The 26,172-nt window shown below is 53.3% G+C and carries 22 protein-coding genes and 1 riboswitch; of the genes, 11 read left to right on the top strand and 11 right to left on the bottom strand.

Going from position 1 to position 26,172, the window contains the following annotated elements:
* Positions 1 to 96: 96 nt before the first annotated feature.
* A complete protein-coding gene (araA, locus tag GHC22_RS19430) occupies positions 97 to 1,599 on the bottom strand; it encodes an L-arabinose isomerase (protein WP_153753743.1) in 1,503 nt (500 codons plus the stop codon).
* A 10-nt stretch (positions 1,600 to 1,609) separates the two neighbouring features.
* On the bottom strand, positions 1,610 to 3,319 hold the full coding sequence (gene araB / locus GHC22_RS19425) for a ribulokinase (RefSeq protein ID WP_153753742.1): 1,710 nt from the start codon (positions 3,317 to 3,319) through the stop codon (positions 1,610 to 1,612).
* Positions 3,320 to 3,658: 339 nt separating this feature from the next.
* Between araB and araC the strand changes: the two genes are divergently transcribed.
* Both araC and GHC22_RS19415 read left to right on the top strand, forming a co-directional pair.
* Positions 3,659 to 4,504 carry an arabinose operon transcriptional regulator AraC gene (gene araC, locus GHC22_RS19420; RefSeq protein ID WP_003829586.1) on the top strand — a complete coding sequence of 282 codons (846 nt, stop codon included), beginning with the start codon at positions 3,659 to 3,661 and terminating at the stop codon, positions 4,502 to 4,504.
* A gap of 119 nt (positions 4,505 to 4,623) precedes the next feature.
* Positions 4,624 to 5,391: a DedA family protein gene (locus GHC22_RS19415; RefSeq protein ID WP_153753741.1), complete on the top strand. Its 768-nt coding sequence runs from the start codon at positions 4,624 to 4,626 to the stop codon at positions 5,389 to 5,391.
* Positions 5,392 to 5,488: 97 nt separating this feature from the next.
* On the opposite strand, the gene thiQ is transcribed toward GHC22_RS19415, so the two are convergent.
* The 4 genes from thiQ to sgrR form a co-directional block, all read right to left on the bottom strand.
* Positions 5,489 to 6,187, bottom strand: coding sequence for a thiamine ABC transporter ATP-binding protein ThiQ (gene thiQ / locus GHC22_RS19410; protein WP_032942352.1), 699 nt, complete (start codon positions 6,185 to 6,187; stop codon positions 5,489 to 5,491).
* Complete coding sequence (thiP, locus tag GHC22_RS19405) at positions 6,171 to 7,781, bottom strand: thiamine/thiamine pyrophosphate ABC transporter permease ThiP (protein ID WP_153753740.1); 1,611 nt, start codon at positions 7,779 to 7,781, stop codon at positions 6,171 to 6,173. Before thiP ends, thiQ begins: the two co-directional genes overlap by 17 nt.
* Positions 7,757 to 8,740, bottom strand: coding sequence for a thiamine ABC transporter substrate binding subunit (thiB, locus tag GHC22_RS19400; protein WP_153753739.1), 984 nt, complete (start codon positions 8,738 to 8,740; stop codon positions 7,757 to 7,759). The genes thiP and thiB overlap by 25 nt, the downstream gene beginning before the upstream one ends.
* Before the next feature lie 30 nt (positions 8,741 to 8,770).
* Positions 8,771 to 8,993: riboswitch (TPP riboswitch) on the bottom strand.
* Between the two features lie 47 nt (positions 8,994 to 9,040).
* The gene (gene sgrR, locus GHC22_RS19395; RefSeq protein ID WP_057067388.1) at positions 9,041 to 10,696 is read right to left on the bottom strand and encodes an HTH-type transcriptional regulator SgrR; all 1,656 of its coding nucleotides are present in this window, start codon (positions 10,694 to 10,696) and stop codon (positions 9,041 to 9,043) included.
* A 99-nt stretch (positions 10,697 to 10,795) separates the two neighbouring features.
* Between sgrR and sgrT the strand changes: the two genes are divergently transcribed.
* The 5 genes from sgrT (at position 10,796) to GHC22_RS19370 (ending at position 15,671) form a co-directional block, all read left to right on the top strand.
* Positions 10,796 to 10,924: a glucose uptake inhibitor SgrT gene (gene sgrT, locus GHC22_RS19390; protein ID WP_020996233.1), complete on the top strand. Its 129-nt coding sequence runs from the start codon at positions 10,796 to 10,798 to the stop codon at positions 10,922 to 10,924.
* Between the two features lie 108 nt (positions 10,925 to 11,032).
* Positions 11,033 to 12,211: a sugar efflux transporter gene (locus tag GHC22_RS19385; RefSeq protein WP_153753738.1), complete on the top strand. Its 1,179-nt coding sequence runs from the start codon at positions 11,033 to 11,035 to the stop codon at positions 12,209 to 12,211.
* Between the two features lie 278 nt (positions 12,212 to 12,489).
* The gene (gene idnO / locus GHC22_RS19380; protein WP_153753737.1) at positions 12,490 to 13,254 is read left to right on the top strand and encodes a gluconate 5-dehydrogenase; all 765 of its coding nucleotides are present in this window, start codon (positions 12,490 to 12,492) and stop codon (positions 13,252 to 13,254) included.
* Between the two features lie 58 nt (positions 13,255 to 13,312).
* On the top strand, positions 13,313 to 14,596 hold the full coding sequence (locus GHC22_RS19375) for an MFS transporter (RefSeq protein ID WP_153753736.1): 1,284 nt from the start codon (positions 13,313 to 13,315) through the stop codon (positions 14,594 to 14,596).
* Between the two features lie 82 nt (positions 14,597 to 14,678).
* Positions 14,679 to 15,671: a LacI family DNA-binding transcriptional regulator gene (locus GHC22_RS19370; RefSeq protein ID WP_032944294.1), complete on the top strand. Its 993-nt coding sequence runs from the start codon at positions 14,679 to 14,681 to the stop codon at positions 15,669 to 15,671.
* Between the two features lie 45 nt (positions 15,672 to 15,716).
* Here GHC22_RS19370 and leuD read toward each other — a convergent pair whose 3' ends face one another.
* The 5 genes from leuD to leuL all read right to left on the bottom strand — a co-directional run bounded on the left by leuD (position 15,717) and on the right by leuL (position 20,575).
* Entirely contained in the window at positions 15,717 to 16,322 is a 606-nt protein-coding gene (gene leuD, locus GHC22_RS19365) for a 3-isopropylmalate dehydratase small subunit (RefSeq protein ID WP_003829572.1), read from the bottom strand.
* A 10-nt stretch (positions 16,323 to 16,332) separates the two neighbouring features.
* Positions 16,333 to 17,733, bottom strand: coding sequence for a 3-isopropylmalate dehydratase large subunit (gene leuC, locus GHC22_RS19360; protein ID WP_008786189.1), 1,401 nt, complete (start codon positions 17,731 to 17,733; stop codon positions 16,333 to 16,335).
* Positions 17,734 to 17,735: 2 nt separating this feature from the next.
* Positions 17,736 to 18,827: a 3-isopropylmalate dehydrogenase gene (gene leuB / locus GHC22_RS19355; protein ID WP_003829570.1), complete on the bottom strand. Its 1,092-nt coding sequence runs from the start codon at positions 18,825 to 18,827 to the stop codon at positions 17,736 to 17,738.
* Positions 18,827 to 20,398 carry a 2-isopropylmalate synthase gene (gene leuA / locus GHC22_RS19350; RefSeq protein ID WP_008786191.1) on the bottom strand — a complete coding sequence of 524 codons (1,572 nt, stop codon included), beginning with the start codon at positions 20,396 to 20,398 and terminating at the stop codon, positions 18,827 to 18,829. The genes leuB and leuA overlap by 1 nt, the downstream gene beginning before the upstream one ends.
* Positions 20,399 to 20,488: 90 nt before the next feature.
* On the bottom strand, positions 20,489 to 20,575 hold the full coding sequence (leuL, locus tag GHC22_RS19345) for a leu operon leader peptide (RefSeq protein WP_048998978.1): 87 nt from the start codon (positions 20,573 to 20,575) through the stop codon (positions 20,489 to 20,491).
* A 654-nt stretch (positions 20,576 to 21,229) separates the two neighbouring features.
* Here leuL and leuO point away from each other — a divergent pair.
* The 4 genes from leuO (at position 21,230) to cra (ending at position 25,983) form a co-directional block, all read left to right on the top strand.
* Positions 21,230 to 22,177: a transcriptional regulator LeuO gene (gene leuO, locus GHC22_RS19340; protein ID WP_020996231.1), complete on the top strand. Its 948-nt coding sequence runs from the start codon at positions 21,230 to 21,232 to the stop codon at positions 22,175 to 22,177.
* 318 nt (positions 22,178 to 22,495) lie between these two features.
* Positions 22,496 to 24,220: an acetolactate synthase 3 large subunit gene (gene ilvI / locus GHC22_RS19335; RefSeq protein ID WP_125362738.1), complete on the top strand. Its 1,725-nt coding sequence runs from the start codon at positions 22,496 to 22,498 to the stop codon at positions 24,218 to 24,220.
* A gap of 2 nt (positions 24,221 to 24,222) precedes the next feature.
* Positions 24,223 to 24,714 carry an acetolactate synthase small subunit gene (gene ilvN / locus GHC22_RS19330; RefSeq protein ID WP_003829566.1) on the top strand — a complete coding sequence of 164 codons (492 nt, stop codon included), beginning with the start codon at positions 24,223 to 24,225 and terminating at the stop codon, positions 24,712 to 24,714.
* Positions 24,715 to 24,978: 264 nt separating this feature from the next.
* Positions 24,979 to 25,983, top strand: coding sequence for a catabolite repressor/activator (gene cra, locus GHC22_RS19325; protein WP_003018794.1), 1,005 nt, complete (start codon positions 24,979 to 24,981; stop codon positions 25,981 to 25,983).
* The last annotated feature ends 189 nt before the right edge of the window (positions 25,984 to 26,172 follow it).

The following is a 26,172-nucleotide window of genomic DNA, read 5'->3' as shown; positions in this document are numbered from 1 at the left end:
CGATGAATCTTGCCGGATGGCGCTACGCTTATCCGGCCTACAAATCGCACATTCTTGTAGGCCGGATAAGGTGTTTACGCCGTCATCCGGCAGTTGTTAACGTTTGAAGCCGTAATACACTTCGTTCCAGCGCAGCGCGTCCTTAAAGGCCGGCAGGCGGGTATCGTTATCGATCACTGCGATCTCGATATCATGCATTTCAGCGAACTGGCGCATATCGTTCAGATCCAGCGCGTGGCTGAACACGGTGTGGTGCGCGCCACCGGCAAGGATCCAGGCTTCAGAAGCGGTTGGCAGATCCGGTTGAGCTTTCCACAGTGCGTTAGCGACAGGCAGTTTTGGCAGGGAGTGCGGCGTTTGTACCGTGTCGATGCAGTTAACTAGCAGGCGATAGCGATCGCCGAGATCGATCAGGCTGGCAACCACTGCCGGGCCGGTTTTGGTGTTGAAGATCAGACGGGCAGGATCGTCTTTACCACCAATGCCGAGGTGCTGTACGTCGAGGATCGGTTTCTCTTCCACCGCGATGGACGGGCACACTTCCAGCATGTGCGAGCCGAGCACCAGATCGTTGCCTTTCTCGAAGTGGTAGGTGTAATCCTCCATAAATGAGGTGCCGCCCTGCAGACCGGTTGACATCACCTTCATGATGCGAAGCAGAGCGGCGGTTTTCCAGTCGCCTTCGCCCGCAAAGCCGTAGCCTTGCTGCATCAGACGCTGTACGGCCAGACCAGGGAGCTGTTTCAGTCCGTGTAAATCTTCAAATGTGGTGGTGAAGGCGTGGAATCCGCCCTGTTCCAGGAAGCGCTTCACCCCCAGTTCAATACGGGCCGCTTCCAGGACGTTCTGACGTTTTTCGCCGTGGACTTGCGTCGCCGCCGTCATGGTGTAGGTGCTTTCGTACTCATCGATTAGCGCGTTGATTTCACCGTCGCTAATTGCGTTCACTACCTGCACCAGATCGCCCACGGCCCAGGTGTTTACCGAGAAGCCGAACTTGATCTGCGCAGCGACTTTATCGCCATCGGTGACCGCAACTTCACGCATGTTGTCGCCAAAACGGCAGACTTTCAGGTGGCGGGTATCTTGTTTGGACACGGCCTGGCGCATCCAGGAGCCAATGCGTTCGTGCGCTTGTTTATCCTGCCAGTGACCGGTGACCACGGCATGCTGCTGACGCATACGCGCGCCGATGAAGCCGAACTCACGACCGCCGTGCGCAGTCTGGTTCAGGTTCATAAAGTCCATATCAATGCTGTCCCACGGCAGTGCGGCATTGAACTGGGTGTGGAACTGCATCAGCGGTTTGTTGAGGATAGTCAGACCGTTAATCCACATTTTGGCTGGGGAGAAGGTATGCAGCCAGACCACCATCCCTGCACAGCGATCGTCGTAATTCGCGTCACGACAGATAGCGGTAATCTCGTCAGGGGAAGTGCCCAGCGGTTTTAATACCAGCTTGCAGGGCAGTTTGGCTTCAGTATTCAGTGCGTTAACGACGTGCTCGGCATGTTGGGTTACCTGACGCAGGGTTTCAGGGCCATACAGATGCTGGCTACCAATCACAAACCACACTTCATAGTTATCAAAAATCGTCATTGTCGTGTCCTTAATGTGTCAGGGTTGCCAGGTCTACCGGGGCTTGTTGCGCCGGAGCGGCAGTCGGAAGGTATTGCTGTTCAGCGCTTATCGCCCATTGCTGATAGCGGCGGTAAAGCTGTTCAAAACGTTGAGCCTGCTCTGGGCGAGGTTGCAGCGTGTTTTCCACGGCGCTTGCCATCTGCTGCTGAGCGGCAGGGATATCGGCGTGTACTTTCGCGGCAACGGCGGCGAAGATAGCTGCACCGAGTGCGCAGCACTGGTCTGAAGCGACAATCTGTAGCGGACGGTTCAGCACGTCACAGCAGGCCTGCATGATGACCGGGTTCTTGCGCGCGATACCGCCAAGCGCCATCACGTTGTTAACCGCAATGCCTTGTTCGGTGAAGCATTCCATGATGGCGCGTGCGCCAAAGGCCGTGGCGGCAATCAGACCACCGAACAGCGCTGGCGCATCGGTTGCCAGATTCAGGTCGGTAATGACGCCTTTCAAACGCTGGTTGGCATTCGGCGTACGACGACCATTGAACCAGTCGAGCACCACCGGCAGGTGATCCAGCGACGGATTTTTCGCCCATGCTTCGGTGAGTGCAGGCAGCAGCTGTTTTTGGCTGGCTTTAATCTGTGTTTTCAGTTCCGGGTGCTGCGCGGCAAGCTGTTCCAGCGGCCAGCTCAATACACGGCTAAACCAGGCATAGATATCGCCGAAAGCAGATTGCCCCGCTTCCAGACCGATAAAATGCGGCACCACGCTGCCATCAACCTGGCCGCAAATGCCTTTCACCGCACGCTCGCCAACGCTTTGCTTGTCGGCAATCAGAATGTCGCAGGTTGACGTGCCGATGACTTTCACCAGCGTGTTAGGCTGTGCACCTGCGCCGACCGCGCCCATATGGCAGTCAAAAGCACCGCCTGCAATCACCACACTCTCCGGTAGCCCCAGACGCTGTGCCCACTCGGCGCACAGGGTGCCAACCGGCAGATCCGCGGTGAAGGTATCGGTAAACATTGGGTATTGCAGATGGCGGTTGAGGATGGGGTCGAGTTCGTCAAAGAAACTGGCTGGCGGCAGACCCCCCCAGCTTTCATGCCACAGGGATTTATGCCCGGCGCTGCAGCGACCGCGGCGAATATCCTGTGGGCGTACGGTGTTGGAGAGCAGGGCTGGAACCCAGTCGCATAGCTCAATCCACGAAACCGCAGCTTCGGCAACTGCGTGGTCCTGACGAGTTACATGCAGGATTTTGGCCCAGAACCATTCGCTGGAATAAATGCCACCGATATAGCGGGAGTAATCGATCTTGCCCGGTGTATGGCACAGGCGGGTGATTTCTTCGGCTTCTTCTACTGAGGTGTGATCTTTCCACAGGACAAACATCGCATTCGGGTTTTCCGCGAACTCCGGACGCAGCGCCAGTACATTACCGTCTGCATCGATGGGTGCCGGGGTTGAGCCGGTACTGTCAACGCCAATCCCGACCACTTCCGCGCGTTGCTCAGCGCTCAGTTCGGCCAGGACGGTTTTCAGCGCCGCTTCCATGGATTCAATGTAGTCGCGCGGATGATGGCGAAACTGGTTGTTTGGGCCATCGCAATACTGCCCTTCCTGCCAACGTGGGTACCACTCAACGCTGGTGGCGATCTCTTCGCCGGTGGCACATTCCACCGCCAAAGCGCGTACTGAATCACTACCAAAATCGAGGCCAATTGCAATCGCCATCGTCTTACTCCATCCAAAAATACGGGTATGGATAAACAGTAGTGAGTAGCGATAAAAACCGTCAGGCAGGATCCGCTAATCTTATGGACTAAAATGCTGTGACATCACAAAGTGTGACGCTGTGCAAATAATCAATGTGGACATTTCTGCCGTAGTTATAGACACTTTTGTTAGCCGATTTTGACGTTGGCGTAGTACATGTTTTTTACAAAGAGCTTTTCACAAGCGGGGTTGGTGGTCCATTGCCGCAAATACAGCGGCCCGCAGGGGCGACAGCGATGATGTCTGGCGTAATATGGACAAATTGTTTCTTGGCAGGACATAGGGAGTATTGAAATTATGGCTGAAACGCAAAACGATCCCCTGTTGCCAGGTTATTCGTTTAACGCGCATTTGGTGGCCGGATTAACCCCCATTGAGGCGAACGGATACCTGGATTTTTTTATCGACAGGCCGCTGGGTATGAAGGGTTATATCCTCAATCTCACCATCCGTGGCGAAGGGGTTATCAATAATCAGGGCAAGCAGTTTGTCTGCCGGCCTGGCGATATTCTGTTGTTTCCACCCGGAGAAATTCACCACTACGGGCGCCATCCTGATGCCAGCGAGTGGTATCACCAGTGGGTTTACTTTCGCCCGCGCGCCTACTGGCAGGAGTGGCTGACCTGGCCGGCCATTTTTGGCCAGACCGGTTTTTTCCGCCCGGATGAAGCACATCAGCCGCATTTTAACGAGCTGTTTGGGCAAATAATTAACGCCGGGCAGGGAGAAGGTCGTTATTCTGAACTGCTGGCGATTAATTTACTGGAGCAGTTGTTGCTCCGACGTATGGAAGCCATCAATGAATCGCTACACCCGCCCATGGACAACCGCGTTCGCGATGCCTGCCAGTACATCAGCGATCACCTGGCGGACAGCAATTTTGATATCGCCAGCGTCGCGCAGCACGTCTGCCTGTCGCCTTCCCGTTTGTCGCATCTGTTCCGTCAGCAGTTGGGGATCAGCGTATTAAGCTGGCGCGAGGACCAGCGCATCAGCCAGGCGAAGCTACTGCTGAGTACCACACGTATGCCTATCGCCACCGTAGGTCGCAATGTTGGTTTTGACGACCAGCTCTATTTCTCTCGTGTTTTCAAAAAATGTACCGGTGCCAGTCCGAGCGAGTTTCGCGCTGGATGTGAATAAAAAGTGAATGATGTATCCTGAAAGTTGTCATAACTCGCAATCTATTCAGACAATTGATGGCTTGACGAAGTTGAGAGGGGTTATCAAAATCCCTGCTTCGTAAATTTGACGGACACATTATGCAAGCATTGCTGGAACACTTTATTCTCCAGTCCGCCCTGTACTCTCTGATCGCCGTACTTCTGGTGGCTTTTTTGGAGTCGCTGGCGCTGGTTGGTCTGATTCTGCCCGGGACCGTGATGATGGCGGGGTTGGGCGCGCTGATTGGCAGCGGCGAACTGAACTTCTGGCATGCCTGGCTTGCGGGCATTGTCGGCTGCCTGTTGGGGGACTGGATCTCCTTCTGGTTGGGCTGGCGCTTTAAAAAGCCATTGCACCGTTGGTCGTTCATGAAAAAGAACAAGGCGTTGCTGGATAAAACCGAGCACGCCCTGCATCAACACAGCATGTTTACCATTCTGGTAGGCCGTTTTGTCGGACCGACGCGCCCGCTGGTGCCGATGGTAGCAGGCATGCTGGATCTGCCTGTCGCTAAATTTATCGTCCCGAATATTATTGGCTGCGTGCTGTGGCCACCGTTCTACTTCCTGCCGGGGATCCTGGCGGGAGCGGCAATTGATATCCCTTCTGATATGCAGAGCGGGGATTTTAAATGGTTGCTGCTGGCGACGGCGGTGTTGCTCTGGGTGGGCGGCTGGTTTTGCTGGCGGCTATGGCGTAGTGGCAAAGCGGCTGTCGATCGCTTAACGGTGTATTTCCCCCGCAGCCGTTTGCTGTATCTGGCGCCGTTAACGCTCGGGATCGGCGTGGTCGCGCTGGTGGCGTTACTGCGCCATCCGCTGATGCCGGTGTATATCGACATTCTGCGTAAGGTTGTAGGTTACTGACGATACCTTTGCCGGATGGCGGCTTCGCCTTATCCGGCCTACAAAATGTGCGACCTACAGGCCGGATAAGGCGTTCACGCCGTCATCCGGCAACGCATTATGCTTTAATGCCCAATAGCGCCGAGGCGCTGGCGTTGCCGCTTAACAGATCGTCCGTTTTGCCCTGCCACGCGATGCGCCCGTCGGCGACCACAATCGAGCGGGACGCAATTCGCGCGGCATCTTCTACGCTGTGAGAAACCATCAGCAACGTCAGCTGCTTCTCGCGACAGACTTCGGCGACCAGCGTTAGCATCTCCTGGCGCAGCGCGGGATCGAGCGCTGAGAACGGTTCATCAAGCAGTAAAATAGGTTGTTCTCGCACCAGACAACGCGCCAGCGCCACGCGCTGCCGCTGCCCGCCGGAAAGCTCACCGGGGAGGCGTTCCAGCAGAGAGTCGAGTCCCATTTGTTGAGCGATGTGGTGCATTTTCTCCCGCTGCGATGTGTTCAGCTTCAATCCCGGATTCAGGCCCAGGCCGATGTTTTGCTGTACGCTCAGATGGCTGAACAGGTTATTTTCCTGAAACAACATGGAAACGGGACGGCGTGAGGGTGGCGTGGTGGTGTGATCTTCACCGTCAATCATCATGGTACCGCTGGCAGGCGTGAGAAAGCCGGCAATCAGATTCAGCAGCGTACTTTTCCCGGCGCCGCTGGGCCCGAGTACAGCTATTTGCTCACCGCGCGTGACCGACAGCGTAAAGCGCATGGGCAAATGGTGATAAAGCCATGTGATATCAATCAGTTTTAACATTTCGACCCGGCAATTTCTCAATAACGGTAAACAGCGTAAAGCACAGGATCAGCAGCAATAACGCCGTAACCGCGCCATCCTGACTGCGATAAGAGCCAATCTGCTGATATAAATAAAACGGCAGGGTGCGGAAATCCTCATTGCCAAATAACGCCACCACGCCAAAGTCGCCAATCGACAGTACACAGGCAAACGCCATCGCCTGCGCCAGCGGGCGTTTCAGTGCCCGTAGTTCAACCACTTTCAGGCGCGACCATCCCTCAATTCCCAACGACTGGCACAACATACTGTAGCGTGCGGTCACGTCACGCATTGGGTTTTCCAGTACCTTCAGCGCGTAAGGGATCGCCATCAGCGCATTGGTGAAAATCACAATGCCGTCGGCAGATGTGGGGAGTCCAACGGTGTTATTGAGCAGCAGAAAGAAGCCGGTAGCTAACACGATACCCGGCATGGCGAGGATCATCATGCCGCTAAGCTCCAGCATCTGGCCTGCCAGCACCTGCTGTCGGGCGCGCAGTTCACGACTGCTCCATAACAGCATCATGGTGAGTATCACGCATAACGCTCCTGCTGCTAATGCGATGCGCAGCGAGGTTCCCAGCGCCTGCCACAGCACTGGCTGCATCAGTACATCCAGAACATGGCGGTTTAAGCCATCGACAATCACCGCCAGCAACGGCGGCAGTAACAGCAACAGGGCAAGAATAATCAGGATTGCGTCAGCCAGTCGGCTGTGCAGGCGATCGTCGGGATCGCGCCAGCCTTGTAACAGGGTAGCACCGGGAGCAATCGCCCGGCTCAGACGTTGGCTGAGGAGCACCAGCGCCAAACAACAAACCATCTGGATCAACGCCAGCATGGCTGCGCGGGCAGGATCGTAATCAAAATTCAGCGCCTGATAGATAGCCAGCTCGATGGTGGTGGCCTGTGGCCCGCCGCCAAGCGACAGAACGGTGGCGAAGCTGGCGAAGCACAGCATAAAGATGAGTGCCGCGACGGGCAGGATCTGACGACGCAGCCACGGCCATTCAACAAAACGGAAGAAATGCCAGCCACGCATACCCAACTGAGCGGCTAACTGCCGCTGTTCGCCGGGAATATTCTCCAGCGACTGTAACAGCAGGCGGCTGGCCATCGGCAGATTGAAAAAGACATGCGCCAGCAGAATGCCCTGCAAACCATATGGCGAAAACGTCCACTCCAGCCCGAATGTATGCCAGAGCGAGGCCAGCCAACCCTGGCGGCCGTAGACGCTAAGAATACCGAATACCGCGACCAGCACTGGCAGGATTAACGTCATTGCGCACAGACGCAGCAGCGCCAGACGTCCTGGAAAACGACGACGATAGAGCGCTCTGGCAAGGAAAATCGCCGGGACAACCGACAACACTGCGGATAAAAAAGCCTGCCAGAAAGAAAAGCGCACCACGTGCCACAGGTAGTCATCTTGCCACAGCGAGAGCCACTCTCCCTGCGGGGCGTTAAACCACAGTGCCAAAAATGCGGCCAGGGCAACGGCCACCATTAGCGTGGCGGCGGTAAGCCCTGGAACCAGCCAGCCGGGGATTAACGGCTGACGGCGCGTTGCCATTCGCTAATCCATGCCTGACGTTGAGCCGCAACCTGCTGCGGCGTAAATTCCAGCGCGGTGGCCGGTTTATTCAGTTGCTCGAATCCTGGCGGTAGGGCGACTTGCGTCACGGGATACATCCAGTTGCCGGTCGGAATCGCATTCTGGAATGCCGGGGATACCATAAACTTCAGGAATTTCTCGGCCAGTTCCGGCTGCTTGCTGGCCGCGGTACGGGCGGCGACTTCCACCTGCAAATAGTGGCCTTCGCTAAAGTTGGCCGCGGCGTAGTTGTCTTTTTTATCGGCGATGATGTGATAGGCCGGAGAGGTGGTGTAACTGAGCACCAGATCGCTTTCACCTTTCAGGAACAGGCCGTAGGCTTCGCTCCAGCCCTTGGTGACGGTGACGGTTTTGGCTGCCAGTTTCTGCCACGCCTCTGGCGCTTTATCGCCATAGACTTTCTGCATCCATAGCAGCAGACCCAATCCCGGCGTGCTGGTGCGCGGATCCTGATAAATGACGCGCCATTTTTGGTCGCTCTCTACCAGTTCTTTCAGGCTTTTGGGCGGATTTTTCAGCTTGTTTTTATCATAAACGAAGGCGAAATAGCCGTAATCAAACGGAACGAAGGTATCGTTTTTCCAGCCGCCGGGTACGTTAACGGCGTCGTTTGCAACACCACTTTTGGCAAACAGTTTGGTTTGTGTAGCGGCTTCCAGAAGGTTGTTATCCAGACCCAGTACGACGTCGGCTTTGCTGTTTTTTCCTTCCATGCGCAAGCGGTTAAGCAGCGAAACGCCATCTTCCAGCGCGACCAGTTTTAGCTCGCAGTTGCAGTCAGCTTCAAAGGCTTTTTTGATTGTCGGGCCCGGGCCCCAGTCAGCTGCGAACGAGTCGTAGGTATAGACGGTCAGTACAGGTTTAGCGAAAGCAGGCGCTGCGCACAGCAGTAAAAGCGGAAGACATTTTTTAAACACTTTGCACCTCAAGAGTTGGGTGGCAAAGGACTTGAGATAAGCCTCAAATCCCTTCGCCGGCATTATCCGGATCAGGTTCGACGGGTATCTCTCAGCCCATACACTTCATCATTCACGCTGCCTCTGTGTTGGCAGCGCTCGCTCACCCCAGTCACATAGTTATCTATGCTCCTGGGGACTCACTCGCTTGCCGCCTTGATGCATCATGAATGATCTTGTGTATGTTTTTTATTTAGCACCCCGTTGAGAACGGCGTTAGTGTAGTGATTTTGTTGCCGGGCAGCAATTAAGAGCTGGCTCTTATGGATCCGGCGGAGCAAACCACGCCGATTTAAAATCAAACCAGCCGAGGGTATTCATGCGCAGCCCGCGCATACTGCGCTGTCCCTGAATGATCAGCCAGTGGTGGATTAATGGCACAATGGCCTTTGTGGCGAGCAACTGTTGGCACCATGCTGCCAGGCTCATTTCGCCCGTTCGCCAGCGAGCCGCATCGTTTTCCCAGTCACGCGAGATACAGTTTTGCAGCAAAGGGACTTCGCACAAATGGGCGAACAGTGAGAAGTCCAGCGGGAGGGTAAAGTTGGCGCTGTTGAGCCAGATATCGCTGACGATTTCACCTGCATGCCATTGATCGTAGTCGATCTCCTGAATATTCAACTGTACCTGATGCTGCGCCAGCAACGTTTTCATGATCTGCGCGATAATCCGGTGTTCGATATGATCGCGATAGTAGGTGATCGTCAGCGTTTCCAGCCCGGCGGGTTTTTCACCATGACCTGGTTTGGCGTGATGCCAGCGGGGAAGCAAACCGTAGGCGGGAAACCACAACCGCTGGTACTGTTCATCGGCGTGGCAGATTAAATTTGTTGGCGAGAGAACGCGGCTTGCCCACTCGCGAACCTCCTGGTTCGCGCCACGGTGGCTACGCGCATCAAACAACAGGTAGTAGCAACCTTCTTCGAGGCGGCTTTCGATCGCCTTTTCATCCTCTGTTGGACCTTTTAGCGTCAACCCGCCGCCAGGCTCTTCTCCGATGTCTGGTAATACCCAAACGTTAACTTCGTCAATCAGCGCCCGGTAGCCAAAGTAATCATCAAATGCATGAATTTTCAGTTGGTTATTGGTATTGCGCATTACCGCATACGGACCGGTACCAATCGGGTGGCTGGAAAAGTTGTTTAGCGTTTCCCATTCTCGCGGCAGGATCATGGCCGGGACCTGCCCCAATAGCCAGGGAAGCCAGCGATCTGGCTGGGCCAGATGGATATCCAGCGTCCAGGCCGTGGGAGAGACGATCTGCGTGATGTGTGAGTACAGTGGTAGGGCGTTAATGCGCCTCAGCGAGGCGATAACATCTTCCATTTCCAGCTCGCGGCCATGATGAAAATGGATCCCCGGGCGCAGGAAGAATCGCCAATGCAAAGGTGAAATTTGCTGCCAGTGATGGGCAATGTCCGCTTCCAGTTCCCCATTTTCCTCATTTACCCGAATTAAGGCACTGAAAATTTGGCGGGCGATATGGGTTTCGGAGCGGCGTAATGCTGTACCGGGGAGCAGGTTGTGCATCGGGCGATAATAGAGAACGCGCATGATATGCCGACCCTGGCGAAAGCTGCGGCCCAAGTGGGAGACCAGCATTTGCCGGACGGCCGTTTTGTCACCGACAAGCTGCACTAGTTGATCGATGCGATCCTGTTCCAGTAGGTCTTCCGCGCGCTGCTGCTGGAGCGCCAGCCCAGTATAGAGGAATGTCAGTCGCGAGCGTTTGCCTCGTCCAACTTCAGCTTCCCACGTTAACCAGCCACGATCCTGCATGGTATTAAGCAGCGTACGCATATGGCGGCGCGAGCAGCTCAGCAGATCCGCCAGCTCGTTGAGCGTCGTTTCTTGCGTCTTGCCGTCACAGCATTGCCACAGACGGATGAACTGTTGTTGCAAACGACCAGAAGACATAAAAGGGGAACTCCTGCGGAAAACTCAGCAATTTTATAATCCCTATATTAAGCCAATAATAGATTCCGATGAAGCGATGAGACAACGAAGGGGTCATCTATGCGTCAGTTCTGGTTGAAGTACTTTACCGCGACAGAAAAATCGTCCTGGTTGGCTTGCCTGAGTGCCCCGCAGCGCTTAAAGATGCTCGAAGAGCTGATGCAGTGGGAGATGACATCTGACTCCTGAATTGGAAATTGCAGACATCATGTGTGACTGAGTATTGGTGTTAATCGCCGCGCCAGCAGGTATCATCTGCTGGCTTTTTTCGTTTCAGCTGCGCTTAAAAGGAAAGATATGCTCTGGATTATGACCATGGGACGGCGCCTCAACGGCGTTTACGCAGCATTTATGCTGGTCGCTTTTATGATGGGCGTGGCGGGGGCATTGCAGGCACCCACGCTGAGTCTGTTCCTGAGCCGTGAAGTCGGGGCGCAGCCATTTTGGGGCGGGCTGTTTTACACCGTCAATGCGATTGTCGGGATCGTCGTCAGCCTTGGCCTCGCGAAACGATCCGACAGCCAGGGCGATCGACGTAAGTTGATCATGTTCTGCTGCCTGATGGCAATTGGCAATGCGTTGCTGTTTGCCTTTAATCGTCACTATCTTACGCTGATCACCTGTGGTGTGCTGCTGGCCTCGTTGGCGAACACCGCCATGCCGCAGCTGTTTGCGCTGGCGCGGGAATATGCTGATAACTCCGCGCGTGAAGTGGTGATGTTTAGCTCGGTGATGCGTGCGCAGCTTTCACTGGCCTGGGTAATTGGCCCACCGCTGGCTTTTATGCTGGCGCTGAATTACGGCTTTACGGCGATGTTTTCCATTGCCGCAGGGATTTTTGCCATTAGCCTGGTGCTGATTGCGCTGATACTGCCGTCAGTTGCTCGGGTGGAGCAGCCTGTAGACGTGCCGCTGGAACAGACCGGTGGTTGGCAGGACAAAAATGTGCGTATGTTGTTTATTGCCTCCACGCTGATGTGGACCTGCAACACCATGTACATCATCGATATGCCGCTGTGGATAAGCCTCGAACTGGGCTTGCCGGACAAGCTGGCCGGGATTCTAATGGGGACGGCGGCTGGGCTGGAAATTCCGGCGATGATTCTGGCGGGCTATTACGTGAAACGCTTTGGCAAACGGCGAATGATGATCGCCGCCGTAGCAGCAGGCGTGCTGTTTTATCTTGGTTTGATCTTCTTTCACAGCCGTACGGCGTTGCTGGTGCTGCAACTGTTTAACGCGGTATTTATCGGTATTATCGCCGGGATAGGCATGCTGTGGTTTCAGGATCTGATGCCCGGACGTGCGGGATCAGCGACCACATTATTTACCAACAGTATTTCAACGGGAGTCATTCTGGCAGGGGTGATTCAGGGGGCTGTTGCGCAAAGCTACGGTCACTATGCCGTCTATTGGGTGATTGCGGTGATTTCGGTGGTGACGCTGTGGATGACCGGGCGGGTGAAGGATGTTTAGTCCGGTGCAGTCCCGGCGTTGCAGTGCTCGACCGGACGACATTTCGTATTCGCTTTTGTCGTTTTTGTAGGCCGGATAAGGCGTTTACGCCGCCATCCGGCAACCTGTCCTTACGGCCTGATCGCGTTACGCTTATCAGGCCAATCCCTCTTTTTTTCATCTTGCACGTAAATGCAATGTTGATCACATAACGATCATTTTCCTCTTCCTGGATCTTCTTTTTTCTACTGTTACGCGTATACAGTTACGCATAACAGTTATTAAAAAAGGAGTTTTATATGAAGAACCTATTCGACCTGACCGGTAAACGCGCGCTGATTACCGGTTCCGCTCAGGGCATTGGTAACCTGCTGGCCAACGGTCTGGCGGCGCACGGTGCTGAGATTGTGATTAACGATATTACCCAGCAGCGCGCTCAGGCGGCGGCGGACAAACTGGTTGCCGAAGGCTATCGCGCCGTTGGCTATGGATTTGATGTCACCAACGGGGAAGAGGTTGCGCGCGCCATCGCGCAAATCGAAAAGGAAGTTGGGGCCATTGATATTTTAATTAACAACGCCGGAATTCAGCGTCGTTTTCCCTTCACAGAATTCCCGGAGGCTGAATGGGACAAAGTGATTGATGTAAACCAGAAATCGGTCTTTCTGGTGTCGCAGCAGGTTTCCCGCTACATGGTGCAACGCCGCCGCGGGAAGATTATTAATATCTGCTCAATGCAAAGCGAATTAGGTCGTAAAACCATTACTCCATACGCGGCGTCAAAAGGCGCGGTCAAAATGTTAACCCGTGGCATGTGCGTGGAGCTGGCGGAATACAATATTCAGGTCAATGGCATTGCTCCCGGCTATTTCGCTACCGACATGACCACCGCGCTGGTCAACGATGAAGCATTCTCCGCCTGGCTGTTCCAGCGAACGCCCGCCGCCCGCTGGGGTAAGCCGGAAGAGTTGATTGGCGCGGCGGTCTATCTTGCCGCGCCGGCCTCTGACTTTGTTAATGGACATCTTCTGTTTGTGGACGGCGGCATGCTGGCCGCGGTCTGATCAATAATGGGCCGCTACGCGCGGCCTGAGCGATAAAACAATAATCCAAGGAGTGAGTATGAATATGCTCGCAAAACTGCCGGCGCGTCGCTGGTGGTATTTAATGCCGATTATTTTTATTACCTACAGCTTAGCTTATCTCGACCGCGCCAATTACGGCTTTGCCGCTGCCGCCGGTATAGAACATGATTTAGGAATTACTCAGGGAACCGCATCGTTAATTGGCGCGCTGTTCTTCCTGGGCTATTTCTTCTTCCAGGTGCCGGGCGCGATGTATGCCGTTAAGCATAGCGTGCGCAAAATGATCTTTTGCAGCCTGATCCTTTGGGGACTCTGCGCCGCGGCGACCGGCTTTGTGAGTAACATTCCCACGCTGATGGCTATTCGCTTTATTCTTGGGATCGTTGAGGCGGCGGTGATGCCCGCGATGCTGATTTATATCAGCAACTGGTTTACCAAAACTGAACGCTCGCGCGCCAACACCTTTTTAATTCTCGGTAACCCGGTCACAGTGCTGTGGATGTCGATTGTCTCCGGCTACCTGATTGAAGCCTGGGGCTGGCGCGAAATGTTTATTATCGAAGGTATCCCGGCGGTGATCTGGGCGTTCTGCTGGGTGATTCTGGTACGCGACAAACCGGCGGATGCGGGCTGGTTGAGCGAGCAGGAGAAACAGGCATTACAGCAGGCGATGGATCGCGAGCAGCGCGACATCAAACCGATGCGTAACTACGGTGAAGCGATGCGTTCACGCAGCGTCATTATGCTTTGCGCGGTGCATGCGCTGTGGAGCATCGGGGTGTATGGCTTCATGATGTGGATGCCGTCAATCCTCAAAAATGCGGCGCAGATGGACATCGTGGCGGTGGGCTGGCTGGCAGCGGTACCGTATCTGGCGGCGATCTGCCTGATGCTGACCGTCTCCTGGCTGTCCGATAAGTTCCAGAACCGTAAGCTGTTTATCTGGCCGCTGCTGTTGATTGCCGCCATCGCGTTCTTTGCCTCGTGGCTGTTGGGCAACCAGTCCTTCTGGCTCTCCTACGCGCTGCTGGTTGTGGCCGCCGCCTGTATGTATGCGCCTTACGGGCCGTTCTTTGCGCTGATCCCCGAACTGCTACCGCGCAACGTCTCCGGCGTGTCCATGGGGATGATCAACAGTTTTGGCGCGTTAGGGGCATTCCTCGGCGCGTGGCTGGTGGGTTACCTCAACGGCGTGACCGGCGGGCCGGGCGTCTCCTACACCTTCATGGCGATTGCTCTGCTGGCGTCGGTGGTGCTGATGTACTGCGTTCGTGCGCAAAATGAAACCACGTCGCCGTCGGCTGAGATGGCTACGCGTTAAGGTTGAGCGAGGAGTGCAGTCGCTAACCGGCTGTGATAAGGTTCTCTGCGAGCATAATGGGCTGTTGGTCGTAGAGAACCTCATGAAAAACAATCGGATGACATTACAGGATATCGCTAATCTGGCCGGGCTGAATAAGATGACGGTCAGCCGTTATCTGCGTGACCCGAATCAGGTGTCGCAACGCAGCCGCGAATTGATTTCGAAAGTGATGGAAGAGAACAACTACATCCCCAACCGCGCCCCGGAAATTCTGCTCAACGCACGCAGCAAAACCATTGGTGTGCTGATCCCCTCGTTTCGTAATCAGATCTTTGCCGACGTGCTGGCAGGGATTGAATCCGTCACCTCGGCCTGCCAGTACCAGACGCTGATCGCCAACTACGAATATGATGCCGAGCGTGAAGAACGCGAGGTGCTGAACCTGCTCTCTTACAATATCGACGGCCTGATCCTCACGGGAAAGCTGCATACCGAGCGGATGATCCAGTACGTGCGCGCCAGCGGCGTACCGGTGGCGGAACTGATGGATATTAGCGGCCAGTATCTTGATATACAGGTTGGGTTTGATAACGAAAAAGCCGCGTTTGAAATGACGCAGGCTTTTATCGACAGCGGTAAACGCAGCATTGCTTTCTTTGGCTCGATGGATGACCCCCGAGACCTTAGCCGTTTTCGCGGCACCGAGAAAGCGCTGGCGGCGCAGGGACTGGAAGCGTACCACCTGGCGCCAAAAACTATTTCGTCGGTGGCGCTGGGCCGCAAGATGTTCCAGCAGGCGATGGCGGAAAAGCCGGATATTGACGCTATTTTCTGTACCAACGATGACCTGGCGGTTGGCGCGCTGCTGGAGTGTCAGGCACAGCAGTACGATGTGCCGGGAAAAATGGCGATTGCCGGTTTCCACGGGCTGGAAATTGGCCGTGCGCGGCTGCAAAAAATCGCCAGCGTGATTACGCCACGCTTTGAGATTGGCAAAACGGCGGCGGATATTCTGATTAAGCGTTTGAACGGGAAAGATGCGCCGGGCAGCGTCAATCTTGGCTACCAAATCTATTACGGCGATACGCTTTAGGCGAAGAGAAAGGGCTGGCCACCGTGCGGTGACCAGCGGAAGAGATTACTGCATAAACGCTGGCTGTTTGTCTTCGTACTCGGTGATGGCCGCTTCATGCTGCAGCGTCAGCCCGATGCTGTCCAGACCGTTGAGCATGCAGTGGCGGCGGAAGTCGTCGATTTTAAAGCTGTAGGACTTATCGCCTGCTTTCACCACCTGCGCTTCCAGATCCACTTCAAATTTAATGCCCGGATTGGCTTTCACCAGCGCGAACATTTCATCAACCTGCGCGTCGCTCAGGGTCACCGGCAACAGTTGGTTATTGAAACTGTTGCCGTAGAAGATGTCGGCGAAGCTTGGTGCGATCACCACTTTAAAGCCGTAATCGGTCAGTGCCCACGGCGCATGTTCGCGTGAAGAGCCGCAGCCAAAGTTTTCCCGTGCGAGCAGAATTGATGCCCCTTTATATTCCGGGAAGTTTAAAACGAACTCAGGATTCGGCTGTTGGCCCTTTTCGTCCAGGAAACGCCAGTCGTTAAACAGATGGGCGCCAAAACCGGTGCGCGTAACCTTCTGCAAAAACTGTTTAGGGATAATTGCGTCGGTATCAACGTTGGCGGCATCCAGTGGGACAACCAGGCCGGTATGCTGGGTAAATTTCTCTGCCATGGTAGTTTCCTTATTTGATGCTGCGAATGTCGGCAAAATGACCGGTAACGGCGGCAGCGGCGGCCATGGCCGGGCTGACTAAATGCGTGCGACCACCGCGGCCCTGACGACCTTCAAAATTACGGTTGCTGGTGGATGCGCAGCGTTCGCCTGGGTTCAGGCGGTCATTGTTCATCGCCAGGCACATGGAACAGCCCGGTAAACGCCATTCAAAACCGGCTTCGATAAAGATCTTATCCAGACCTTCTGCTTCCGCCTGCGCTTTCACCGGACCAGAGCCCGGCACCACCAGTGCCTGCACGCCCGGCGCAACTTTGCGCCCTTTGGCGATTTCTGCCGCGGCGCGTAAATCTTCAATACGCGAGTTGGTGCAGGAACCGATGAACACTTTATCGATAGCCACTTCCGTTAACGGAATACCCGGTTTCAGCCCCATATACGCCAGCGCTTTTTCAGCTGATGCACGCTCAACGGGATCGGTAAATGACGCCGGGTCGGGAATATTATCGTTCACCGAGATGACCTGACCTGGGTTTGTTCCCCAGGTGACCTGCGGAGCGATCTCTTCTGCCTGCAGGGTAACGACGGTATCAAACGTCGCGTTGTCGTCGGTTTTCAGGGTTTTCCAGTATGTAACCGCGTGGTCAAAATCCTCGCCCTTCGGTGCGTGTAAACGACCCTGAACATAGTTAAAGGTCGTTTCATCCGGTGCGACCAGACCCGCTTTGGCGCCCATTTCAATGGCCATGTTGCACAGGGTCATCCGGCCTTCCATGCTCAATGCACGGATGGCTTCGCCACAAAACTCAACGACGTGTCCGGTACCGCCTGCGCTACCGGTTTTACCGATAATCGCCAGCACGATATCTTTTGCGGTAATGCCAGCGGCTGCTTTACCGTTGACTTCAATCTTCATGGTTTTGGCGCGCCCCTGTTTCAGGGTCTGCGTCGCCAGAACGTGTTCAACTTCAGAGGTGCCAATGCCAAATGCCAGTGCGCCGAACGCGCCGTGTGTAGCGGTGTGGGAATCGCCGCAGACGATGGTCATACCCGGCAACGTCACGCCTTGTTCTGGCCCCATCACGTGAACGATACCCTGATACGGATGGTTCAGGTCGTACAGCTCGACGCCAAATTCGTTACAGTTCTTAATCAGCTCCTGCATCTGGATGCGCGCCATCTCACCCGACGCGTTGATGTCTTTGGTTTGGGTCGAGACGTTGTGATCCATGGTGGCAAAGGTTTTAGCTGGCTGGCGCACCTGACGGCCATGCGCGCGCAGACCATCAAACGCCTGCGGAGAGGTCACTTCATGCACCAGATGCCTGTCGATGTACAACAGTGGGGTTTCGTTTTGCGCCTCAAAGACGACGTGCGCATCAAACAATTTTTCGTACAACGTTTTGGCCATGATTACACCCCTTCTGCGACGTAACGGGCAATGATGTCGCCCATTTCATCGGTACTGACTGCGGCAGCGCCACGGGCTAAGTCACCGGTGCGAATGCCTTCTTCTAATGCGCGGTTGATGGCGCTCTCAATTGCGGTTGCCGCATCATTGGCATCCAGGCTGTAGCGCAGCAGCAGCGCCAACGACAGGATCTGGGCGATAGGGTTGGCAATGTTTTTCCCTGCGATGTCCGGAGCGGAGCCGCCAGCAGGCTCGTACAAACCGAAGCCCTGCTCATTCAGGCTGGCGGACGGTAACATGCCCATTGAACCGGTGATCATGGCGCACTCATCAGACAGAATGTCACCAAACAGGTTAGAGCACAGCAACACGTCGAACTGGGATGGATCTTTAATTAATTGCATAGTCGCGTTGTCGATGTACATATGCGCCAGTTCAACGTCCGGGTATTCATTAGCAATTTCATTGACAATTTCGCGCCACAGAATAGACGTTTGCAGTACGTTAGCTTTATCAATCGACGTAACTTTACGGCGACGTTTGCGAGCGGATTCAAACGCGATACGCGCAATACGTTCGATCTCGAAACGGTGATAAACCTCGGTATCAAAGGCTTTTTCATGTTGTCCGCTGCCTTCGCGGCCTTTTGGTTGACCGAAGTAAATCCCGCCAGTCAGTTCGCGTACGCACAGGATGTCGAAACCGTTCGCGGCAATATCTGCGCGCAGAGGGCAAAACGCTTCCAGCCCCTGGTAGAGCTTAGCCGGGCGCAGGTTGCTGAATAATTTGAAGTGCTTACGCAATGGCAGCAGTGCGCCACGCTCTGGCTGCTGGTTTGGCGGTAAGTTTTCCCATTTCGGGCCGCCAACGGAGCCAAACAGAATGGCGTCAGCTTGTTCACAGCCTTCAACCGTTGCAGGTGGCAGCGGCTGACCGTGGTTATCGATAGCGGCACCACCCACGTCGTAGTGGCTGGTGGTAATGCGCATATTAAAGCGGTTGCGGATTGCGTCCAGTACCTTCAGGGCTTGCGCCATTACTTCCGGGCCAATACCGTCACCCGGCAAAACAGCAATATGATAATTCTTCGACATCACACGGTTTCCTTGTTGTTCTCGTTGTTCTGAGCTTTGCGTTGCAATTCTTTTTCGACTTCTTCGGCGCGCCAGATGTTGTTCAGCACATGCACCATCGCTTTAGCAGAAGATTCGACGATATCTGTCGCCAGACCGACGCCGTGGAAACGACGACCGTTATAGTTGGCAACGATATCCACCTGACCCAGCGCATCTTTACCGTGCCCTTTGGCGGTCAGGCTGTATTTCACCAGTTCGATGTTGTACTCAGTTACACGGTTGATGGCCTGATAAATAGCATCGACCGGACCGTTACCGTTCGCCGCTTCGGCTTTGACTTCGTCACCGCAGGCCAGCTTGACGGAGGCGGTGGCGATGTCGTTTGAGCCGGACTGCACGCTGAAGTAATCCAGACGGAAATGCTCTGGTTCTTCCTGCTGTTTATTAATGAAGGCCAGCGCTTCCAGGTCGTAATCAAATACCTGACCTTTTTTATCCGCCAGTTTCAGGAATGCGTCATACAGGTTGTCCAGGCTGTATTCATTTTCTTTATATCCCATCTCATCCATACGGTGTTTCACCGCGGCGCGTCCGGAACGGGAGGTCAGGTTCAGCTGTACCTGGTTCAGACCAATTGATTCAGGCGTCATGATTTCGTAGTTTTCACGGTTTTTCAGTACGCCGTCCTGATGGATGCCGGAGGAGTGGGCAAAGGCACCGCTGCCGACAATGGCTTTGTTTGCCGGAATGGGCATGTTGCAGATTTGGCTGACTAACTGGCTGGTACGCCAGATCTCCTGGTGATTGATGCGGGTCTGTACATTCAGGATATCTTTACGCACCTTGATCGCCATGATCACTTCTTCCAGTGAGCAGTTACCGGCGCGTTCGCCGATACCGTTCATCGCGCCTTCCACCTGACGCGCTCCGGCGTGAACGGCTGCCAGCGCGTTGCCGACGCCCAAACCTAAATCATCATGGGTGTGTACGGAGATGATGGCTTTATCGATATTTGGTACGCGTTCATACAGGCCAGAAATGATTGCCCCAAATTCGAAAGGCATGGTGTAACCGACGGTATCGGGGATGTTAATGGTTTTGGCACCCGCGTTAATAGCAGCTTCAACAACGCGAGCCAGATCGGCGATAGGGGTACGGCCTGCATCTTCGCAGGAGAACTCCACGTCATCGGTATAATTACGCGCACGCTTAACCATGTAGACCGCGCGCTCAATGACCTCATCCAGCGTACTGCGTAATTTCGTCGCGATGTGCATCGGCGAGGTGGCGATAAACGTATGAATACGGAAAGCTTCAGCGACTTTCAGCGATTCTGCTGCGACGTCGATATCTTTTTCTACGCAGCGTGCTAAGGCGCAAACGCGGCTGTTTTTAACCTGACGAGCAATGGTCTGAACTGACTCAAAGTCGCCCGGTGAAGAAACGGGGAAACCTACTTCCATCACGTCAACGCCCATACGCTCAAGGGCCAGCGCAATCTGCAGTTTTTCTTTCACACTCAGGCTTGCCTGTAACGCCTGTTCACCATCGCGTAAGGTGGTATCGAAAATAATGACTTGCTGGCTCATGGTTTAGGTCCTTGGTTTCTTAGGGCGCCTTGCTTCGAGCATAAAAAAACCCGCGCAACGGCGCGGGTTTTTGTCTTAACTGGAGCTGACTTAATGCTGAATGTCGTCCACCAGTCTACCGCGCAATGAAGATGCGTTTAGTAGTAGTAGACCGTTAAAACGAGCAATGTAAGTCATCAATTAAGCTCCAGGCGAATGCGATATGCTTTTAGTGGTACTGGATATGAAGACTGATGTCAACCCTCACCCCAGCAAATGCCTTACTTAAGGGGAGAAGTTTCTGCAAAACTTAAGCGAATTGTGCTGAATTTTTCGGAGTACATAAAATTAATCAGTTGATGGTTGTACATACTTTTCATGGTTTGACATATTTGAGCATAATTATTTGCATTTATTGTAACGGCGAACTGAAGAAAAGGTCGCTCTTGGGATTTCATATCTTTATGATTTATCTGTTTTTATAGTAATCGTGAATGGCTATGGACAGTGTAACACCACATAATTGATAAATTAATGTTAACTTTTAATGTATTAATAATATAAACATTTAATTAAAACTTAAATACGTATTCACGATACGTATGATTGTATATTCGCCATGCTTATGGTTATATTGTTTTTGAAATTTAAACATATGAATCACCGTGCAGTGACACCTGCCACACTGCGCTCGCATTGGTTTTTTGTTCATTTAGGTTTGTGCCTTTATGTTTTCCTAATTTTAATGTTTTTTCTTTTTCTCATCTTATATGTATGGTAAATCATATTAACGGAGATTATTTCTTCACTCCGTCTGGGAAAAGGGAGTTTAGAGTGACAGTGGAGTTAAATATGCCAGAAGTAAAAATAATAGATAAAACAAATATTATAGATATGGGGAAGCCACAGCTTCGCATGGTTGATCTTAATTTATTAACCGTCTTTGATGCGGTGATGCAAGAACAAAACATTACCCGTGCCGCACATACTTTGGGGATGTCCCAACCCGCTGTCAGTAATGCGGTCGCGCGCCTGAAAGTGATGTTTAATGATGAGCTTTTTGTTCGTTATGGACGCGGTATCCAGCCGACAGCAAGAGCTTTCCAGCTATTTGGTTCTGTTCGCCAGGCATTGCAATTAGTGCAAAATGAACTGCCTGGATCGGGTTTTGAGCCAGCCAGCAGCGAGCGCGTATTCAATCTTTGCGTATGCAGCCCATTGGATAATATTCTGACGTCGTTGATTTATAATCGGGTTGAGCAAGTTGCACCAAACATTCATGTCGTATTTAAATCTTCACTCAATCAAAATACAGAGCATCAATTACGTTACCAGGAAACAGAATTCGTTATTAGCTATGAAGAATTCCGTCGTCCTGAATTTACCAGTATTCCGTTATTCAATGACGAAATGGTGTTAGTCGCAAGTAAAAAGCATCCGCGCATTAGTGGTCCGTTACTGGAAAGCGATGTCTATAATGAACAGCATGCGGTGGTGTCACTTGATCGCTTCGCATCATTCAGCCAACCGTGGTATGACACACCGGATAAACAATCCTGCGTAGCTTATCAGGGCATGGCATTAATTAGCGTTCTTAATATTGTGTCGCAAACGCATTTGGTCTCTATTGCGCCGCGTTGGTTAGCAGAAGAATTTGCCGATTCTTTAGAACTACAGATCTTACCTTTACCGTTAAAATTGAACAGCCGCACATGCTATCTTTCCTGGCATGAAGCCGCGGGCCGGGATAAAGGACATCAATGGATGGAAGAGCTGTTAGTCTCCGTTTGTAAGCAGTAGCACTTGGCAGAGTAAACCGGACAATACATCCTGTTTATTCTGCTTTTGTCTTTATAACTGAAATTTTATGCTGAACTCTATTTTTTACGTCTGTCCAAAAGTGTCAAAAAATAGAGTAATTGCTGTAAGTTCCCATTTTTAAGCGATTATTTATCATACTGATTGCTTATGCTGGTTTAATTCTCCGTTTATTCGCGTCTTTCCTCCTTTTTATTCTTATTTACTCCAGTGACACCCCTTCGGAGTCAATTGCCATGCGTCATCGTCAGCGGTTAATGTGTTGTTAAACCGTAATTCATTATAAGAGTGAGGCAAGCCATGGAGATGTTGTCTGGAGCCGAGATGGTCGTCCGATCGCTCATCGATCAGGGTGTGAAGCAGGTATTCGGTTATCCCGGGGGGGCCGTTCTCGATATTTATGATGCGCTGCATACGGTCGGCGGTATTGATCATGTGCTGGTTCGCCATGAACAAGCGGCGGTACATATGGCTGATGGCCTGGCGCGTGCCACGGGAGAAGTGGGGGTCGTATTAGTTACCTCCGGACCGGGGGCGACCAACGCGATTACCGGAATCGCAACGGCTTACATGGATTCCATTCCGCTGGTGATCCTCTCCGGACAGGTCGCAACGTCGCTGATTGGCTACGATGCCTTCCAGGAGTGCGACATGGTAGGTATATCCCGCCCGGTGGTAAAACACAGCTTCCTGGTCAAACAAACGGAAGATATCCCACAGGTGCTGAAAAAAGCCTTCTGGCTGGCAGCAAGCGGTCGTCCTGGGCCGGTGGTGGTGGATTTGCCGAAGGATATTCTGAATCCGGCGAAGAAACTGCCTTATAGCTGGCCGGACTCGGTAAGTATGCGCTCGTATAATCCGACGACGACGGGGCATAAAGGACAGATCAAACGGGCGCTACAGACGCTGGTTGCGGCGAAGAAACCGGTTGTCTATGTGGGCGGTGGCGCGGTCAATGCTGCTTGCCATGAGCAGTTAGCTCAGATTGCTGAAGAGCTGAATCTGCCGGTTGTCTCCTCGCTAATGGGGTTGGGCGCGTTTCCGGCCACGCATCGTCAGGCGCTGGGCATGTTAGGGATGCACGGTACCTACGAAGCGAATATGACCATGCATCATTCCGATGTGATTTTTGCTGTCGGCGTTCGCTTTGACGATCGAACGACGAATAACCTGGCAAAATATTGTCCGAATGCGACCGTGCTGCATATCGACATCGATCCGACCTCTATTTCTAAAACCGTTACTGCGGATATTCCGATTGTGGGTGATGCCCGTCTGGTGCTGGATCAAATGCTCGAACTGCTGGAGCAAGAGAAATCACAGCAGCCACTGGATGATAACCGTGACTGGTGGCAACAGATTGAGCACTGGCGCGCCCGTCAGTGTCTGAAATACGACACGCAAAGCGAAAGCATTAAGCCGCAGGCGGTGATTGAAACCATCTGGCGTCTGACGAAAGGGGAGGCGTATGTGACCTCTGACGTTGGCCAGCATCAGATGTTTGCCGCACTTTATTATCCGTTCGATAAACCGCGTCGCTGGATTAACTCAGGCGGCCTCGGCACGATGGGATTCGGTTTACCTGCGGCGTTAGGGGTGAAAATGGCGTTGCCGGATGAAACGGTAGTGTGCGTCACCGGGGATGGCAGCATTCAGATGAACATCCAGGAGCTGTCGACGGCGCTGCAGTATGAACTGCCGGTGCTGGTGCTCAACCTTAACAACCGTTATCTCGGCATGGTCAAACAATGGCAGGACATGATCTACTCCGGGCGTCACTCCCAGTCTTACATGCAGTCGCTGCCCGATTTTGTGCGCCTTGCTGAGGCTTATGGGCATATCGGTATCCAGATTAATCATCCAGATGAACTGGAGAGCAAGCTGGGTGAAGCGCTGGAGCATGTGCGTAACCATCGCCTGGTGTTTGTCGACGTCACCGTCGACGGCAGTGAGCATGTCTACCCGATGCAGATTCGTGGGGGCGGGATGGATGAAATGTGGCTAAGCAAAACGGAGAGGACCTGATTATGCGCCGGATATTATCAGTATTGCTGGAAAATGAGTCGGGTGCATTGTCGCGGGTGATTGGCCTCTTCGCCCAGCGTGGATACAACATTGAAAGCCTGACCGTCGCGCCGACCGACGACCCCACCTTATCGCGGATGACGATTCAGACGGTAGGGGATGAGAAAGTCCTTGAGCAGATCGAAAAGCAGCTCCACAAACTGGTGGATGTTCTGCGCGTTAGCGAGCTGGGGCAGGGTGCCCATGTTGAACGAGAAATCATGCTGGTGAAAATCCAGGCCAGCGGTTATGGCCGGGAGGAGGTGAAACGCAACACGGAGATTTTCCGCGGGCAAATCATCGACGTGACGCCGTCTATCTACACCGTACAACTGGCGGGCACCAGCGACAAGCTGGATGCGTTTCTGGCAACCTTGCGTGAAGTCGCCAAAATTGTGGAAGTTGCTCGTTCCGGTGTGGTGGGACTCTCCCGTGGCGATAAAATTATGCGCTAATCGTCAACCGTAGGCCTGGTAAGCAAAGCGCTATCAGGCCTCATCGTGGAGGTCATGCCGGATAGCGGCATAAACGCCTTATCCTGCCTGCAGGTAACGAACCCGCTTTCGCTGATGCTACCTGCTGCGCTTTTTTTTGCGAAATCAGCAGTAACCAGAGACAAAAGCGGTTGCCGCAGTCATTATTCTGCGCTTAGATGTTAAGAAGTTTAACCCATGCCATCTAAAAGGTTATGGTTTGTACATTTTACGCAAGGGGCAATTGTGAAACTGGATGAAATCGCTCGGTTGGCCGGCGTTTCGCGAACGACTGCAAGCTACGTTATTAATGGCAAAGCAAAGCAATATCGCGTAAGCGACAAAACGGTTGAAAAAGTCATGGCGGTGGTGCGTGAGCATAATTACCACCCGAATGCCGTGGCGGCTGGGCTGCGTGCTGGACGCACACGTTCTATCGGGCTGGTGATCCCGGATCTTGAGAACACAAGCTATACCCGGATCGCAAACTATCTGGAACGCCAGGCGCGTCAGCGTGGGTATCAGCTGTTGATTGCCTGCTCTGAAGATCAGCCGGATAACGAAATGCGCTGTATTGAGCATCTTTTACAGCGCCAGGTCGATGCCATTATTGTGTCGACTTCATTGCCGCCTGAGCATCCGTTCTACCAACGCTGGGCAAACAGTTCATTCCCGATTGTGGCGCTGGACCGTGCACTGGACCGCGAACATTTTACCAGCGTTGTGGGTGCGGATCAGGATGATGCCGAAATGCTGGCAGAGGAGTTACGCAAATTCCCTGCTGAAACCGTCCTCTATCTGGGCGCGCTTCCTGAATTATCCGTCAGTTTCCTGCGCGAGCAGGGTTTTCGTACCGCGTGGAAGGACGATCCGCGTGAAGTCCATTTCCTGTACGCCAACAGCTATGAGCGGGAAGCGGCTGCGCAGCTGTTTGATAAATGGCTGGAAACGCACCCAATGCCTCAGGCGTTGTTTACCACGTCGTTTGCCCTGTTGCAGGGCGTGATGGATGTGACCCTGCGTCGTGATGGGCAACTGCCGTCTGATTTAGCGATTGCGACTTTTGGCGATCACGAACTGCTCGACTTCCTGCAGTGCCCGGTACTGGCAGTGGCACAGCGCCATCGCGATGTCGCAGAACGCGTGCTGGAGATTGTACTGGCAAGTCTGGACGAACCGCGTAAACCAAAACCAGGTTTAACGCGTATACGGCGTAATCTGTACCGTCGCGGTATTCTCAGCCGTAACTAAGTTTCCTCAATTGATGACGTCGGCGGGATAAGCCTCTGACGTCTTCAATTTTTCTATTCTCAGAAATAACCGCATTATATTTAAGAATATTCTTTAGAATTATCTGAAATCATTCTTGAAATACCCCGAATTAAAAATGCAACTATCCATTTTTAGGTTATTGATACGTAACGACGCGTTACGCTTGTA

The organism is Citrobacter sp. H12-3-2, assembly GCF_009649895.1.
GTDB classification, from domain to species: domain Bacteria; phylum Pseudomonadota; class Gammaproteobacteria; order Enterobacterales; family Enterobacteriaceae; genus Citrobacter; species Citrobacter portucalensis.
Note: the sequence above shows the minus strand (reverse complement) of the source record. Positions and strands in the feature narration are given on the sequence as shown.